The organism is Olleya sp. NP1-10, from assembly GCF_055804415.1.
In genome coordinates, this window is sequence record NZ_CM147840.1 from 239,814 (window position 1) to 255,659 (window position 15,846).

Annotated in this window: 15 protein-coding genes and 3 pseudogenes; 4 read left to right on the forward strand and 14 right to left on the reverse strand. The window is 32.6% G+C overall.

Annotation, left to right across the window (positions count from 1 at the left end; all coding sequences use genetic code 11):
• Window positions 1-32 precede the first annotated feature (32 nt).
• Window positions 33-926 (forward strand): ACP S-malonyltransferase, encoded by an 894-nt coding sequence (gene fabD, locus AC0L4B_RS01160; protein WP_473438190.1) that lies wholly within the window; start codon window positions 33-35, stop codon window positions 924-926.
• On the forward strand, window positions 926-1,486 hold the full coding sequence (lspA, locus tag AC0L4B_RS01165; protein WP_473438191.1) for a signal peptidase II: 561 nt from the start codon (window positions 926-928) through the stop codon (window positions 1,484-1,486). The genes fabD and lspA overlap by 1 nt, the downstream gene beginning before the upstream one ends.
• On the opposite strand, the gene AC0L4B_RS01170 is transcribed toward lspA, so the two are convergent.
• The 3 genes and pseudogenes from AC0L4B_RS01170 to AC0L4B_RS01180 form a co-directional block, all read right to left on the reverse strand.
• Complete coding sequence (locus AC0L4B_RS01170) at window positions 1,441-1,632, reverse strand: hypothetical protein (RefSeq protein ID WP_473438192.1); 192 nt, start codon at window positions 1,630-1,632, stop codon at window positions 1,441-1,443. The genes lspA and AC0L4B_RS01170 overlap by 46 nt on opposite strands.
• Before the next feature lie 169 nt (window positions 1,633-1,801).
• Window positions 1,802-2,814: pseudogene (gene galE, locus AC0L4B_RS01175) on the reverse strand (UDP-glucose 4-epimerase GalE).
• A 101-nt stretch (window positions 2,815-2,915) separates the two neighbouring features.
• Window positions 2,916-4,073: a DegT/DnrJ/EryC1/StrS family aminotransferase gene (locus tag AC0L4B_RS01180; protein WP_473438193.1), complete on the reverse strand. Its 1,158-nt coding sequence runs from the start codon at window positions 4,071-4,073 to the stop codon at window positions 2,916-2,918.
• Between the two features lie 120 nt (window positions 4,074-4,193).
• Between AC0L4B_RS01180 and AC0L4B_RS01185 the strand changes: the two are divergent.
• Window positions 4,194-5,433: pseudogene (locus AC0L4B_RS01185) on the forward strand (3-deoxy-D-manno-octulosonic acid transferase).
• A gap of 2 nt (window positions 5,434-5,435) precedes the next feature.
• Here the strand turns inward: AC0L4B_RS01185 and AC0L4B_RS01190 are convergent.
• The 3 genes from AC0L4B_RS01190 to AC0L4B_RS01200 all read right to left on the reverse strand — a co-directional run bounded on the left by AC0L4B_RS01190 (window position 5,436) and on the right by AC0L4B_RS01200 (window position 8,057).
• Window positions 5,436-6,278, reverse strand: coding sequence for a DMT family transporter (locus tag AC0L4B_RS01190; protein ID WP_473438194.1), 843 nt, complete (start codon window positions 6,276-6,278; stop codon window positions 5,436-5,438).
• Between the two features lie 62 nt (window positions 6,279-6,340).
• The gene (locus AC0L4B_RS01195) at window positions 6,341-7,006 is read right to left on the reverse strand and encodes a bifunctional 4-hydroxy-2-oxoglutarate aldolase/2-dehydro-3-deoxy-phosphogluconate aldolase (RefSeq protein ID WP_473438195.1); all 666 of its coding nucleotides are present in this window, start codon (window positions 7,004-7,006) and stop codon (window positions 6,341-6,343) included.
• Window positions 7,007-7,010: 4 nt separating this feature from the next.
• Entirely contained in the window at window positions 7,011-8,057 is a 1,047-nt protein-coding gene (locus tag AC0L4B_RS01200) for a sugar kinase (protein ID WP_028290173.1), read from the reverse strand.
• A 138-nt stretch (window positions 8,058-8,195) separates the two neighbouring features.
• Here AC0L4B_RS01200 and AC0L4B_RS01205 point away from each other — a divergent pair, with 138 nt between their 5' ends.
• A complete protein-coding gene (locus tag AC0L4B_RS01205) occupies window positions 8,196-9,233 on the forward strand; it encodes a LacI family DNA-binding transcriptional regulator (RefSeq protein WP_473438196.1) in 1,038 nt (345 codons plus the stop codon).
• Here the strand turns inward: AC0L4B_RS01205 and AC0L4B_RS01210 are convergent.
• The 8 genes and pseudogenes from AC0L4B_RS01210 to AC0L4B_RS01245 all read right to left on the reverse strand — a co-directional run bounded on the left by AC0L4B_RS01210 (window position 9,213) and on the right by AC0L4B_RS01245 (window position 15,830).
• Window positions 9,213-10,217, reverse strand: coding sequence for a sugar kinase (locus AC0L4B_RS01210; RefSeq protein ID WP_473439371.1), 1,005 nt, complete (start codon window positions 10,215-10,217; stop codon window positions 9,213-9,215). The two genes, AC0L4B_RS01205 and AC0L4B_RS01210, sit on opposite strands and share 21 nt — an antisense overlap.
• A gap of 84 nt (window positions 10,218-10,301) precedes the next feature.
• Window positions 10,302-11,062 (reverse strand): annotated as a pseudogene (locus AC0L4B_RS01215) (SDR family NAD(P)-dependent oxidoreductase).
• Window positions 11,063-11,108: 46 nt separating this feature from the next.
• Complete coding sequence (locus AC0L4B_RS01220; protein ID WP_473438197.1) at window positions 11,109-11,771, reverse strand: hypothetical protein; 663 nt, start codon at window positions 11,769-11,771, stop codon at window positions 11,109-11,111.
• Window positions 11,772-11,808: 37 nt separating this feature from the next.
• Complete coding sequence (locus AC0L4B_RS01225) at window positions 11,809-12,036, reverse strand: hypothetical protein (protein ID WP_473438198.1); 228 nt, start codon at window positions 12,034-12,036, stop codon at window positions 11,809-11,811.
• A 59-nt stretch (window positions 12,037-12,095) separates the two neighbouring features.
• A complete protein-coding gene (locus AC0L4B_RS01230) occupies window positions 12,096-12,734 on the reverse strand; it encodes an MFS transporter (protein WP_473438199.1) in 639 nt (212 codons plus the stop codon).
• A gap of 22 nt (window positions 12,735-12,756) precedes the next feature.
• The gene (locus AC0L4B_RS01235) at window positions 12,757-13,458 is read right to left on the reverse strand and encodes a FadR/GntR family transcriptional regulator (protein WP_473438200.1); all 702 of its coding nucleotides are present in this window, start codon (window positions 13,456-13,458) and stop codon (window positions 12,757-12,759) included.
• Between the two features lie 55 nt (window positions 13,459-13,513).
• The gene (locus tag AC0L4B_RS01240) at window positions 13,514-14,338 is read right to left on the reverse strand and encodes a PKD domain-containing protein (protein WP_473438201.1); all 825 of its coding nucleotides are present in this window, start codon (window positions 14,336-14,338) and stop codon (window positions 13,514-13,516) included.
• A 64-nt stretch (window positions 14,339-14,402) separates the two neighbouring features.
• On the reverse strand, window positions 14,403-15,830 hold the full coding sequence (locus AC0L4B_RS01245; RefSeq protein ID WP_473438202.1) for a RagB/SusD family nutrient uptake outer membrane protein: 1,428 nt from the start codon (window positions 15,828-15,830) through the stop codon (window positions 14,403-14,405).
• Window positions 15,831-15,846 lie beyond the last annotated feature (16 nt).

The following is a 15,846-nucleotide window of genomic DNA, read 5'->3' on the forward strand; positions in this document are numbered from 1 at the left end:
CCTATTTTTGTTTAAAATATTAAAACACACAAATGAAAGCATATATATTTCCTGGTCAAGGCGCTCAATTTACTGGAATGGGTCTTGATTTATACGAAAACTCACCAGAAGCACAACATTTATTTGAAGATGCTAATGAAATTTTAGGGTTTAACATTACTGACATTATGTTTGAAGGTACTGCTGAACAATTAAAAGAAACTAAAGTAACACAACCTGCTATATTTTTACATTCTGTAATCTTAGCAAAAACTTTAGGTGATAGTTTTAAACCAGAAATGGTTGCAGGACATAGTTTAGGCGAATTCTCTGCATTAGTAGCTGCTGGAGCTTTAAGCTTTGAAGATGGATTAAAATTAGTCTCACAACGTGCTCAAGCCATGCAAAAAGCTTGCGAGATACAGCCAAGTACTATGGCAGCCGTTTTAGGTTTAGAAGACAATATCGTTGAAGACATTTGTTCTAAAATTGAAGGTGTTGTTGTTGCTGCAAATTACAATTGTCCTGGACAATTAGTAATCTCTGGAGAGGTAAGTGCTGTAGAACGTGCTTGTGAAGCAATGAAAGACGCTGGAGCAAGACGAGCTTTGATGTTACCAGTTGGAGGTGCGTTTCACTCTCCAATGATGGAACCTGCTAGAGAAGAATTAGCTGCAGCTATTGAAAACACAACTTTTAGCAAGCCTAATTGTCCTATTTATCAAAATGTAACTGCTACAGCAATTACTGATGAAAACGAAATTAAAGCCAATTTAATATCTCAATTAACAGCTCCTGTACGTTGGACTCAATCTGTACAACAAATGATTGCAGATGGAGCGTCTTTATTTACTGAAGTTGGTCCTGGAAAAGTATTACAAGGGTTAGTTAAAAAAATAAACAGGGAAGCACAAACTGCATCTGCAACTCTTGAAATTAAAGAATAATGAGTAGTAGAAACATACTTATTATTGGACTGATACTGCTTAACATTGTTTTAGACCAAGTGTCTAAATTTATTGTTAGAGCAGATGTTATTGCTGGAACTGAAACCGAAATATTTGGACAGTATTTTACACTTCATAATGTTGAAAACAAAGGTGCCTTTTTAGGTATGGGTAGTGACTTTAGTCCTACATTACGTATTGCATTATTATTAGTATTACCTATTGTTGTTTTAGCTTTAGTATTAAGACATATTATTAAAGACAAAACCATGGATACAATGACCTTAGTTGGTTTTTGTTGTATTATTGGTGGAGGAATTGCTAACGTTTACGATAGAATAGTGTATGGATCAGTTACAGATTTTTTACACATAGATTTTGGAGGTGTATTTAGAACCGGAATTTTTAATATTGCTGATGTCTCCGTAATGGTAGGAATGGGCTGCCTAATAGTTGGCAGTTTTATTAAGAAAAAGCATAAAAAAAGCCTCGATTTAATCGAGGCTTTTTTTATTTATCTAGCAAGGTTACAATCTCTGCAATCTTTAACTTCTCCGTAGTACGTTTCACGATATTTATGAAGCGTTAGAATTGGTATGCCTAACATGTGCTTTTTAATATAAGTCACTTTGGCGCTTAATCGTCCCATTTTGGGAGCAAATCTGTTTTCTTGTCTTGTCTGACGTTTTACTGTAATCAATTTCATTATTGTATCATTTGCATTAGACACAAAGGAAACAAGAATATTAACCAATAACGAACCACAAAGTTTAAAATATTGTTAACCAACACATTAATATCAATACAATAAAACAAAGGCGCTTAAATTATTAGATTGATAATCAAAGACAACTTTGACTTAGGATTTATTAATCCTAATTAATTGCTTTTTCCCAATTCCAAGCCGATTGCATTGCGTCTTCTAAATTATATTGTGCTGTCCAGCCTAATACTGAATTTGCTTTTGAAGTATCTGCATAAGCAGAAACAACATCTCCTGCTCTACGTTCTACAATTTTATAGTTTAGTTTTTGTTTTGAAACGGTTTCAAATGCTTGAATAACCTCCAATACTGTACTTCCTTTGCCTGTACCTAGATTAAAGACTTCAAAATTACTTTTGTTTTTATGGTCTAATAATCTTTGTAAGGCAACAACATGTGCATCTGCAATATCCACGACATGAATATAATCTCTAACACAGGTTCCGTCTTTTGTTGGGTAATCACTACCAAAAACAGACAGCTGCTGTCTTTTACCAATTGCAGTTTGAGTAATATAAGGGACTAAATTTTGAGGAACACCTAAAGGTAACTCTCCTATTTTTGCTGATGGATGCGCTCCTATTGGGTTAAAGTATCGTAATGCAATGCTGTTTAAATCAGCATTTATTTGACACGTATCTTTTATTATTTCTTCACCTATCTGTTTGGTATTACCGTAAGGTGATAATGCAGGTTTTATTGGTGCAGACTCTGAAATTGGCATGACATCTGCTTGACCATATACGGTACATGAAGAGCTAAAAATAAAACTTGATATTTTAAGCTTTATTAACTCTTGTAATAAATAGGTTAATGTTGTTATGTTGTTTTCGTAATACATTAAAGGGGTATTTACACTTTCTCCAACTGCTTTACTTGCTGCAAAATGTATAACCCCTTTTATGTCTTGATGCGATTTAAAAAATTGCTGAACTGCTGTTTTATTTTTTAAATCTAATTTTTCAAAAAGTGGTACTTGATTTGTTATTGCCTCAATCCCTTTTAAAACATCCAATGAGGCATTTGATAGATTATCTATAATTACTACTTGGTATCCTTTTTTTGAAGCTGCACAACAGTGTGTGAGCCTATAAATCCTAAACCTCCTGTAACTAGTATCTTCATTGGCTGGTTGGCGCGTTAGGGATGGTAGCGGTATCCTTTTTTTGCTGCCACAAATGGCAAAAAAAGATTTAAGCGGACAGCGCGACCCTTGTGGTAACGCTCTAATTATTTGCTATAAAATCTTTAACGGTTGTTGTTATAAATTGTATTTGATCGTCTTCTAACTCGGTGTGCATTGGTAATGAAATAACTTGTTTTACCAATTGATTAGTTACTGGAAAATCGGCTTCGTTATAACGCTCGTCCTTATATGCTTTTTGTAAATGTAACGGAATTGGATAGTATACTCCGCATGGTATATTATTGGCATTTAAATGTTTTACCAATGCATCTCTGTCCACATTATCTACCTTTAAAGTGTATTGATGAAATACGTGACAGTCACATGTATCACATATACCTTCACAATTATTTACTGTTTTAGGTGTTGTAATTTGTGGCACATCTGCAAAGGCTGCATTGTATTTTCTTGCTGCATCACGTCGTGCATTATTATAGCTATCCAATTTTGGTAATTTAGCATCTAATACTGCTGCTTGAATAGAATCTAAACGAGAGTTTACACCTACTACATCATGATGATAACGCTCATACATACCATGGTTTACTATTCCTCTGATGGTGTGTGCTAAATCGTCATCATTTGTAAAAATGGCTCCTCCATCACCATAACATCCTAAATTTTTAGATGGAAAAAAAGATGTAGAGGCTACGTGACCTATTGTTCCTGCTTTTGCTTTTTTTCCTGTTGTGGAAGTATAAGTTGCTCCTATGGCTTGTGCATTATCTTCAATGACATACAAATTATGCTCTTTTGCTATTTGCATAATGGCATCCATATTTGCACATTGACCAAACAAATGTACTGGTACAATTGCTTTAGTTTTTGGTGTAATGGCTTTTTTAATAGCGTCTATGCTTATGTTAAAATCATCAGGATTAACGTCTACTAATACAGGTGTTAATTTAAGCAATGCTATAACTTCAACAGTTGCTGCAAAGGTGAAATCTGCTGTAATAACCTCATCACCTTGCTCTAAACCTAATCCCATCATTGCAATTTGTAATGCATCTGTACCATTGGCACAAGGGATGACGTGTTTTACGCCTAAGTAGTTTTCTAGATTTTTTTGAAATTGGTGTACCTTTGGACCATTTACAAAACTGGTGTTATCTATAATTTCTTGAATTGAACTATCGACTTCGTTTTTTATAGCTGCATATTGACCTTTAAGATCAACCATTTGTATTTTTTTCATGCTTAAATATGTGGTAAACTAATGTTAGAAACTTAGTTTTACTTTTAATTTATAATTATCGAATTTACAAAAATACCAAACGCTAAGCAATGAATTGTTTATTTTAGCAAAAATAGATACGTGAATTTACTTTATAACATAGCTATCCAATTAGCAAAACTAGTCTTAAAGCTATTAAGTTTGTTTAACAACAAGCTTAAACTTGGTGTAGATGGACGACGCGAAACCTTTACTATTCTTGAAAAGAATTTAAGTAAAGATGATAATACATTATGGTTTCATTGTGCATCTTTAGGCGAATACGAACAAGGCTTACCTATTTTTAATGCTTTAAGAGAGGATTACCCTAAACATAAAATTGTTTTGACTTTTTTCTCCTTCAGGTTTTGAAATCAGAAAAAATGCTCCGTTTGCAGATATTGTAGTCTATTTACCTTTGGATAGTAAAAATAACGCTAAACGTTTTATAGATATAGTTAATCCTGATCTTACTGTTTTTGTAAAATATGAAATTTGGCCAAATTACTTATCACAAATTAAAAACAGAGGATTAAATGCCATACTAATTTCGGCAGTATTTAGAGATAATCAATCGTTTTTCAAATGGTATGGTAGCCAAACTAAAAAAGCCTTATTTGCTTTTGACCATATTTTTACTCAAAATGAAGACTCTAAAAAACTACTACATTCTATTGGTTATAATCAAGTAACCGTTTCTGGAGACACTAGATTTGATCGCGTTAATAATCAATTAAAAATTGATAATAACTTACCCTTTATAAAGACTTTTATAAATAACACATTGTGTATTGTTGTAGGTAGTTCTTGGCCTGAAGACGAAACCTTACTGATAGATTTTATTAATAATCACAAAGGACAAGCTATTAAATTTATAATTGCACCTCATAATATAAAATCTAAGCAGATTGAAACTATACAAGATAATTTAAAGGTTAAATCTGTATTATTTAGCAATAAAGAGCATCAAGATTTAAAACAATTTGACGTTTTTATTCTAGACACTATTGGTTTATTAAGTAGAGTTTACAGCTATGCTGACATTGCCTATGTTGGTGGTGCAATGGGTAATACTGGTTTGCATAACATACTAGAACCTGCTGTTTTTGGAATACCTGTAATAATTGGTAAAAACTACGCTAAGTTTCCTGAAGCTTTTGATATGATAAAACATGGAGGTGTAACTTCTATAGACAACTTAAAAACACTAACCATGCATCTTAATAAACTTATAATAGATGATGCTTTTAGGTCTAAAACTGGTTTACTAAATCAGAATTTCATTAATAAAAACACAGGAGCTTTATTAAAGATTACCAACTATTTAAAACAAAATAATTAGATTTATTTTTTAGAAGCGTACAATGTATTACTAATAAGCGCTATAATTATTATGGCTATTCCTAAAAGCACCATTAAACTATAATTTTCTAGAAACCAAAAAGTACTAACTGCTATTGTAAAGATAACTTCCACATATTTAAAAGGCGCAACGATACTGGTTTTACCTGTTTGAAAAGCTTTTGTCATATATAACTGTCCTACATACCCAAAAACACCTAAACTTAATAATATTAGCCATTCTATTTGACTTGGTGTTTTCCAATTAGAGATACTCATTAAACCACCAAAAATTAATGCAGTTAGCATAAAGTAATTTATGATTACTAATGGGCTTTCTTGTTTTCCTATTTTTCTTATTAATACAAAAACTAATCCATTGGATATTGCAGAAACAAATATTAGCACTAATCCTAATGTATTAATTTGTTCTCCAAAGCCTTTTATAATTAAAACTCCTAAAAAAGCTATTAAGAATAATATCCATTGTAATGGTTTAATTTTTTCTTTAAGAAGAAATACCGCTAAAATAGCTGCAAAAATTGGTGCTGTATACCGTAATGAAACAGCAGTACCAACAGCTAAATGATTTAATGACAAGAAAAAACTGGTTAAAGATATTACACCTACAATAGCCCTAATTACTAAAAGTTTTTTTTGAGTTCCTAAAAAAGGAATTTTCTGTTTTAGTATTAATGGTATTGTAAAAGCTAAGGTCCCAATTGCTCTAAAAAACACAATTTGATAGACGCTAAAACCTTCAAGGTATTTAACAAACAAATTCATAAGTGCAAAAGCCAATGCACTTATAATCATATAAAATATGGATTTATTGTAATTCATCATTAAGTAAAAAAACCCTTCAATACTAAATTGAAGGGTTATATTTAAGTTTGCTAAATAACGTATTATTTAAGTGAACTAATAATTTTTAAAGCATTTTCTGTCATTGCTTTAATTTTATCTAGATCATAAGTCCCATCACTTTGTTTTGCAATAAGTTTTGATCCCATACCTACACAAGTAACTCCTGCTTTAAACCAAGCTTCTAAATTATCTTGTGTTGGTGCGACACCACCTGTTGGCATAATACTTGTCCAAGGTTGAGGACCTTTTATAGCCTTAACAAAATCGGCTCCATAAGTTCCTCCAGGGAATAGCTTAACAATCTCGCAACCTAACTCTTCTGCTCTACAAATTTCGGTTAAAGTACCACAACCAGGTGACCACATGACCTTACGTCTGTTACAGACTATTGCAATATCTTCTCTTAAGACTGGAGTCACAATAAAATTAGCTCCTAAAGCCATAAATCTTGATGCTGATGCAGCATCTGTTACAGATCCAACTCCCATTATCATTCCTGGTAATTCTTTTGTAACGTACTTATTAAGTTCGCCAAAAACTTCATGAGCATAATCACCACGAGCAGTAAACTCTAATAATCTTGCTCCACCATCATAAACCGCTTTTACAACCGCTTTACTAATTTCTAAATCACCATTATAAAACAACGGAACTAATCCTGTTTGTTTCATAACTTCTGCTACTTGTATTCTTGTAAAATTTGCCATAATATTATCTTGCTACACGTCCTGAAGCGTCTCCACCCATTAATTTTTCTACCTCAGCAACTGTTACTAAGTTAGCATCTCCTTTAATTGTGTGCTTTAAACAAGAAGCTGCTACAGCAAAGTCTAATGCATTTTGATCATCTTCTGGGTATTTTAGTAATCCGTAAATTAATCCTCCCATGAAGCTATCACCTCCACCTACTCTATCAACAATATCAGTAATTTGGTACTGACGGGTTTCGTACATTTTTTTACCATCGTATAAAACACCAGCCCAAGTATTATGAGAGGCAGAAATTGAACCTCTTAAAGTTGTAATAACTTTTTTGGCTCTTGGAAACTTTTCCATCATTTGTTTACAAACCGATAAAAAAGCTTCTGCTTTCACATCATGACCTTGTGTTGTAATATCTAAACCTTCTGGTTTAATATTAAAGTGTTTTTCTGCATCTTCTTCATTACCTAAAACAACGTCACAGTAAGAAGTTAACTCAGTCATTATTTTTTCTCTATGGGCTTCATCACAAAATGTCCAAAGCTTTGCTCTATAATTTAAGTCTGTTGAAATAGTAACTCCCATTTCACTAGCTACTTTAACAGCTTCTAAACAAGCATCTGCAGCACCTTGAGATATAGCAGGAGTAATACCTGTCCAATGAAACCAAGCTACGTCCTTAAATACAGATTTCCAATCTACCATTCCTGGTTTGATTTCTGAAATAGCAGAATGTGCTCTATCATAAACCACTTTACTACCTCTACTTACAGCTCCTGTTTCTAAAAAGTAAATTCCTAAACGGTCACCACCATATATAATTTTATCAACACCTACTCCTCTTTTACGCATTTCCATCATTGCACATTCACCAATATCATTCTTTGGTAAACGAGTTACAAAATCTACAGGCACACCATAGTTTGCTAGAGATACTGCTACGTTAGATTCTCCTCCTCCGTACACAACATCAAAACTAGATGCTTGAGAAAATCTTAAAAATTGTTGTGGAGCTAATCTTAACATGATTTCTCCAAAAGTTACTACTTTTTTCATCCTATATTTTTTAATTAGTTATTGTTTGCTTAAACGTTTAACCAAATTCTAAAAAATAAATCAAAATACTAATATTTTGATTTTTGAAGTATTAACAATACTTTTGCTTAAACGTTTAAGCAAATATATATAAACTAGGTGAAAAAAAGAACAACTATAAAAGACATTGCAAATGTTTTAAATATTTCGCCTGCAGCAGTATCTAAAGCGCTTCATGACGATTCGCGTATTAGCATAAAAACAAAAGCTGCTGTTAAACGTGTTGCTCAAGAGCTAAATTACCAACCTAACCACTTAGCTAGTGCTTTACGAAAAGGCAAAAGTAATCTGGTAGGAGTTATAGTACCTAGAACAAATAGTAACTTTTTTTCTTCTGTAATTCAAAATATGGAAGAAGTCTTGAATAAAAAAGGTTATAACATTATTATTACGCAATCTAACGAATCGTTTAAAAAAGAATGCGACAGCATTGACACACTACTTTATACCCAAGTTGATGGTATAATCGCTTCTATGGCAAATGAAACTGTTGATTTATCTCATTTTGAGAAAATTAAATCTAAAGGTATTCCTTTAGTATTATTTGATAGAGGAGAGAATGATTTAAATGTTGATTATATTGGGATTGATGATTACGATAGTAGCCATATGATTGTTGAACATTTGATAACTCAGGGTTGCAAACGCATAGCACATATTGGTGGTTTTAGTCGAACACGTATATATAACAACAGAATACGTGGTTATATTGACGCTATTAAAAAACATAACTTACCTCAAGAAGACTATTTATTAATTGAAAGTAGTTTAACTATTGAAGATGGTCGTTTGAAAATGCAACAATTATTAGATTTAAAATTACGTCCAGATGCAGTTTATGTTGCTAGTGATAATGCGGCTTTAGGTGCTCTTCAAATATTAAACGAAAATAATTTAAAAGTCCCTGAAGACATTTGCCTAGTCGGTTTTGGTAACGAGCCATTTACATCGTTTGTCAATCCATCCATTACTACGGTAAATCAACACAGTCAAAAAATAGGTAAACTAACTGCGGAAACACTAATTAAAAGAATTAATACCGAACAATGGAAACCAAGTCTGAATAAAAATATTTTGAAATCAGAATTGATTATTCGTCAGTCTTCTAATAAAGACCTACCTGTTAAATCGTCCTGAAGTATTACCCTCTAAAATATTCATGACCTCATTAACATTTGAAAAATTAACATCTCCTTCATAGGTGTGTTTTAAAGCACTTGCTGCTGCAGCAAACTGCATTGCTTTATAATCATCAAAGTTTTGTAATCCATATATCAATCCTGCTGCAAAAGCGTCTCCTGTTCCAATTCTATCAACGATATGAGTGATATCTAAATCTTCAGTTTCTCTAAACTCATTACCATTCCACATTCTTGATCTTATTTTATGCCAAGACGCATTAATAGGTGTTCTAATTTTATCAAAGGTTTTTTTAATAGTAGGAAACTTAATAATTAACTGTTTACTAGCTTCAATAAAATCTTCATTTGAATAAGTAAAATTAGTCTCTAGTAATTCATTAATTTCATTTATACCTCCAATAAATATGGTAGAATAATTTATTAAATCAGAAAGGGTTTCTTTTGGATTAGTTCCATATTTCCATAAACCACTTCTATAAGTCGGATCTACAGACACCTCTAAACCTTTTTGTTGAGCTAACTTAAGCCCTTCTTTTAATGTATGATAACCACCTTCACATAAAGCAGGAGTTATTCCTGTCCAATGAAACCAAGTACACTGTTTTAAAGACGTCTCCCAATCTACCATACTAGGTTTAATTTCAGAAAAAGAAGAATGAGATCGATTATAAGAAATTGAACTAGGACGCATAACTGCACCTACTTCTAGAAAATAAACACCTAAAGGTCTGTTTGATCTGACAATTGAAGCTGTTTTTACTCCAAATTTTCTTAAATAAGAAATAGCAGTATCGCCAACAAAATCATCCGATATACAAGAAATGTGTTTAACTTTTCCGCCAAAATTAGCTATTGAAATAGCAACATTAACTTCGGTACCTCCAAAATAAAACTCTAAGCGATTAGATTGCATAAATTTTTTATTTCCTAAAGGTGACAAACGCATTATAACTTCTCCAAAGGTTACAATTTGACTCATCATTAATTTCTTTTATCAAATAAATTTAAACAAAAAAAGCCTTTCTAAAAGAAAGGCTTTAATATATTTTATAATAAGAAGGTATTAAATACCAAGTGCTTGACCACCTCCAATTTGGATAGTTTCTGCAGTTATAAATGATGCATCTTTACTAGCAAGGAATGATACTACTCCTGCTACATCTTCAGGTTGACCTAATCTACCTAACATAATGTTGTTTGCCCAAGAAGCAAAAACTTCAGGTTTAGTTGCTTTAATTTGTGCATGAAATGGTGTATCTATAGTTCCTGGAGATACTGCATTTGCTCTAATACCGTATTCTGCTAAGTCTTTAGCTAAAGCTCTAGTAATTGCATGTACACCAGCTTTAGAAGTTCCGTAAATACCTGCACCAGGTCCTCCTGCTGTCCAACCTGCGTTAGAAGTATAGTTAATAATAGAAGGGTGTTCTCCTTTTTTCAAAAATGGAATAGCAGCTCTTGATGCAAAAAAACAGAATCAAGGTTTAAAGCCATAACTTTTCTGTAAAAGTCAGTAGTCATTTCTTCAAATCTAGAACGACCACCAAGTCCACCTGCATTATTTACAAGTACATCAATACGCCCATATTTTTCACCAATTTTTGTGATGTTAGATGTTACAGCTTCTTCGCTTGTTACATCAAATCCATAATATTCAGCATCAATCCCATCAGAAGTAAGCTCTTTTAATCTTTCAGCTCCAGCTTCGTCATCAATACCATTTAAAACAACAGTATAACCATCGTTTCCTAATCTTTTGGCAACTTCAAATCCGATTCCTCCGGTTGCTCCCGTAACGATTGCTACTTTACCTTTATTACTCATATTCTTAATTTATTTTATTATTAATGTTAAATATATTATTTATTTTTTAATGATTTATAGGTTTTAAGGGTTCTATTTTTGGGCATAATATCCAAACAGCAAGTAAAGCAATAACTGCTAAAGCTCCTCCTATTAAAAATGCAGGTGTAAAATTACCACCTGTAGTTATAAATGTAACTAAAATAGTTAAACCTGCTGCTCCTAATTTTGCAGCCATACCTGCAAAACCTGATAAAGTCCCTACAATTTTACCACTATACATATCACTTGGTAATGTTTGAACGTTTCCTATTGCTATTTGAAAACCAAATAGTAATATAGCCATAATTATAATTGCAATTAATGCTGCTGTATTTCTAGCTTTATTAATTTCTGATAAAGATCCCAGAGCAGCAATTCCAGACTCTGAAGGTGGTCCGTATTTTGGTAATAAACGCTCTTCCTTTGAAGCGTCTGCTTTTGGAGATTTCCAAACAGCAGATTCATATACTTTCTTAAATTCAGAATTGGATTTGATTTCATCAATGCTTTTTCCTGCAATGCTTTCAATAAATGCTTGATTTGTTTTTAAGTCTTTGAAAGCCTCGTTATCCATGATCTTTTTAACTTGTGGATCAGCCATTGTAATAGCAGCAGATTCTTCAACTCCGAAAACCTCTAAAACCTTAGGTTCACCAGGGAATTTTAATAAAACAAAACAGGGTACCATAATTATACACCCCAAAGTAATAACATACTTACGGGTTTTATCTACGCTCCATCCTGAAGTTATTTTTTTGGGCAAGTAATCCACCATACCATGCACCTATCATTGCACCTACATAAGGTACCCAAGCAGAAAATGCAATCTCTTTAACATTCATACCAAAAACTTCGGATAAATATATTGGAATCCAAACTATGAAGAGCCACCAAATAGGATCGATAGCAGCTGAAGCTATTATCACTCCCCAACTTTCTTTTCGTTTTAACAATTCACTATTACTAGGATTATAACCATCATCGTAATTATTATCTTCATCAAGATCCTGATTTAGCTGTCCTGATAATATATATTTTTTTCATCCTCTGTTAACCAAGGATGTGTTTTAGGTCCTGATTTTACAATATATAACCAAGGTAACAACCATAATAAACCAAGCAATCCAACAAAAATGAATATTGCTTTCCAATCAAAATATATAGAAAGTAATCCGATCACTGGATAAGCTACAATACCTCCTAATGCTGCACCTGAATTGAATATCCCTTGAGCAAATGCTCTTTCTTTTGTTGGAAACCATTCTGCATTAGCTTTAGCTGCTCCTGGCCAATTCCCAGCTTCTGCAATTCCTAATATTGATCTGAATATTGAAAAACTTACTAGTCCTTGTGCTAAAGCATGAAACATTGTTGCTATAGACCATACACCAATTGATAGCGCAAATCCCAATCTGGTTCCAATCCAATCAAAGATTTTTCCAAACAGAGCTTGACCTCCTGCATAGGACAATATAAATACTGTTGAGATGGTTCCATAAATAGCTTTATGTCCATCTTTATCCATTTCTGGGAATAAATCTTTTGCTATATCTGGCCATAAAGCACCAAATGCTTGCCTGTCTATGTAGTTAACAACTGCAGCTAATGCTACTAGTCCAACTACCCACCATCTTAATCCTTTTAATTTCATTTAGTCTATGCTAATTGATTAGTTAAGTATTATAACAAAACTGATATAATACTTTAAAATGTTCTTTCATTTTTTGTTTTGCTAATTGAGGTTTCTGTTTTTCAATTGCCTCAAAAATAGCTTCGTGCTCTTCAATACCTGATTTAGCTAAACTGCTATCACAGACATGATATTTTTCGAAATTTGTTATAATTCCCGGTGTGATCATTAACATTAAAGTATTCATTGTACTATTACCACTTGCCTTAGCAATGGCTAAATGAAACAACAAATCTTCTTGTACAGCATCTTCACCTTTTAATACTTTAATTTTATAAGCTTTTAAACAATGCTTAAGCTTTACTAAATCTTCATCTGTTCGTCTTAAAGCTGCTAATCTAGCTGTTTTTAATTCCAAAAGAATCCTAGTCTCAACTAATGATTTGAAACTAGGATCTTCTAATCTTAAAATATCTTCTATCATCCCATTCATAGCAATAACACCAATATTTGCTACAAATGTTCCGCTTTGTGGTATTGATTTTAACAAACCATAAAACTCTAATTTTTGAATTGCTTCCCTAACTTGACTTCTTGATACTTCAAACTTTTCAGATAACATCCTTTCAGATGGTAATTTATCTCCTGGTTCTAGGTTTTTAAAATTTATTAAATCCCCTATTTTAGAAATAACTTGTTTTTGAATATGTAAATTATCAATCTTTGTTAGTGACTCTAACTTCATAGTTTTTAAGTTAATGGTTTAAAGGGCAAATATAAAACCTTAAGTTAACAACTTACTAATTTGCAATAATAGAAAAGTTATCAACTCTTGCTTCTTCTCCTTGATTAGTAATCAATATAGAAACAGTAGAATTAGCGCCTGTATTAAATGTTACTGACCCACCAACATAATCACTTGCACTAGTTTGATCGGTACCTTCAAAATCTTCAATTGTTGCTGCTAATGCAGTTGTTAAATCTGTATGACCTCCTCCTGCTAAAACTGAAACAGTAATTGAACCTGGATTACTAGTTTTTAAAGTATAAGAATAAGATAAAGTATACTCAGAATTAGGAGATACTGTTAACTCTTGATATCCTACACGATCACCAGCTGATGGAAATTTTGCTGCCTGTGAACCTTCTTGAACTGGACTTGAAGTTATTTGAATTACGCCTCCTAAATCACTATTCCTCCAACAATCTCTTCCATCTGCTGCGGTACCACAAGCATCACTACCATCTTCAAAACCAGCCTCATTTATAGTTGGAACGATTGCGGATGGAACTTCAGGTTCAATAACTTCAATAGTTTCAGAAAAAATGCTTGAAACTCCTAAATTATCAGAAGCTGTTAAAGTTACTGTATACATTCCTTCACCTGGATAAATAGTTGTCGGTTCAAAATCAGTTGAAGTTGTACCATTTCCTAAATCCCAACTATAAGTAGTTGCGCTAGAAGATAAGTTACCAAATGAATAACTCATCCATTCGTCACCAGCTGTACCTTCACCTTGAGAATAAGAAAAATCTGCTTGAGGAGGTGTTTGATCCTCTATAGAGTTTGAGTCTAAAGGTTCGAATTTCTCAAAATCATCACAAGACTGTATAGATATAGCCATGATTATTGAAGTAGTAATCGTAATTATTTTTTTACTTGTTTTTTCATCTTACAATATTTTTAAATTAATAACCAGGGTTTTGGCTTAAAGCACCTTGACTTAAATTTATTTCCCTTTGAGGAATAGGTAATAATAAATCAGTAGCACTAAAATTATAATCATTATCATCAGAAAATGATGACAGAACATCTTGAGCTACATTAAATCTAACTAAGTCGAAAAAACGGTGATTTTCAAAAGCTAATTCTACTCGTCTTTCATCCAATAACTCTTGCTTAGTTATAGTACCATCAGCATCACCTGTAAGACCAGCACGTAATCTAACTTCTTCAAAAGAATCTAAGGCAGCTTGAGCCGAAGTAGATTGCTGACCTGCCATTATAGCTTCTACATGCATCAATAAAACATCTGCATATCTAATTACAATCCAGTCATTTCCAGCTAAAGTAGGATTACTAGAGGAAGCAGTAACATTTAGATTAGAATCATCAATTGGCAGATATTTAGCCACTTGATATTGAGATGGTTGTAAAGGATCTTGTCTAAAAGAAATAGTTGATCTGTCACCTCCTAATGCAGTTAATGCATCTCTGACTTCTTGAGTTGTATAATTAACACCTGCTGTTCTTCCAACTGCATTTAACCATTCTGCTGAATAATTTTGACTATCAAGAGCTGAATCGCCAATATAATCAATAGCAAAAATAATTTCATTGTTTAATTCATTGTAAAATACATCTTTAAAATTTGGTTCTAAACTGAAATCAGCACCAATAATTGCCTCACATAATGTTTGCGCTAAAGGATAGTTTGTACCTGTTGTTAAATAAACCTTAGCTAACAAAGCTTGAGCTGCAGCTTTTGACGCTCTAGTTTTGTAAGCATTATCTAAACCGTCTACAGCAGTGGTTAAATCACTAATAATTAAATCGTATATTACATTTTTATCAACACGAGTAAATTGTAAATCAGTATCTGTAATACCAATTACACGATCAATTAAAGGTACATCTCCAAAAGAGCGTACTAAATTGAAATAAGCATAAGCTCTTACAAATTTAGCTTCAGCTTCGAATCTTACCGCATTACTTTCTGCTACATCTAAATTTTCTAAAACTACATTCGCTCTATATATAGTTTGATAGTTACTTCTATAATAATCATCTACAATACCATTAGTTGCTTGTACATTGAAGCTTTCAAATTGAGCAGATTCACCCTCTCCACCGATATTTTTAGATCTAGTATTATCACTTAACATTTCTTGAACATAGAAATCCACTTGAAGTCCATGATTGTCAGTTGTTGTTGTTGAATTTACACCTTGTATTGCATCATACATACTAACTGCTGCTAACTCTAAGTCTGCTTCAGTTTGAAAAAAAGTTTCAGCATTAGATACTGAAGTTGGTTCTGGAGATAAAAAATCTTCGCAAGAAGATGCTAATAACACTACCATTAAAGTAGCTGCTGTTTTTATATATTTTTTCATTTTATCTTTTTTTAAA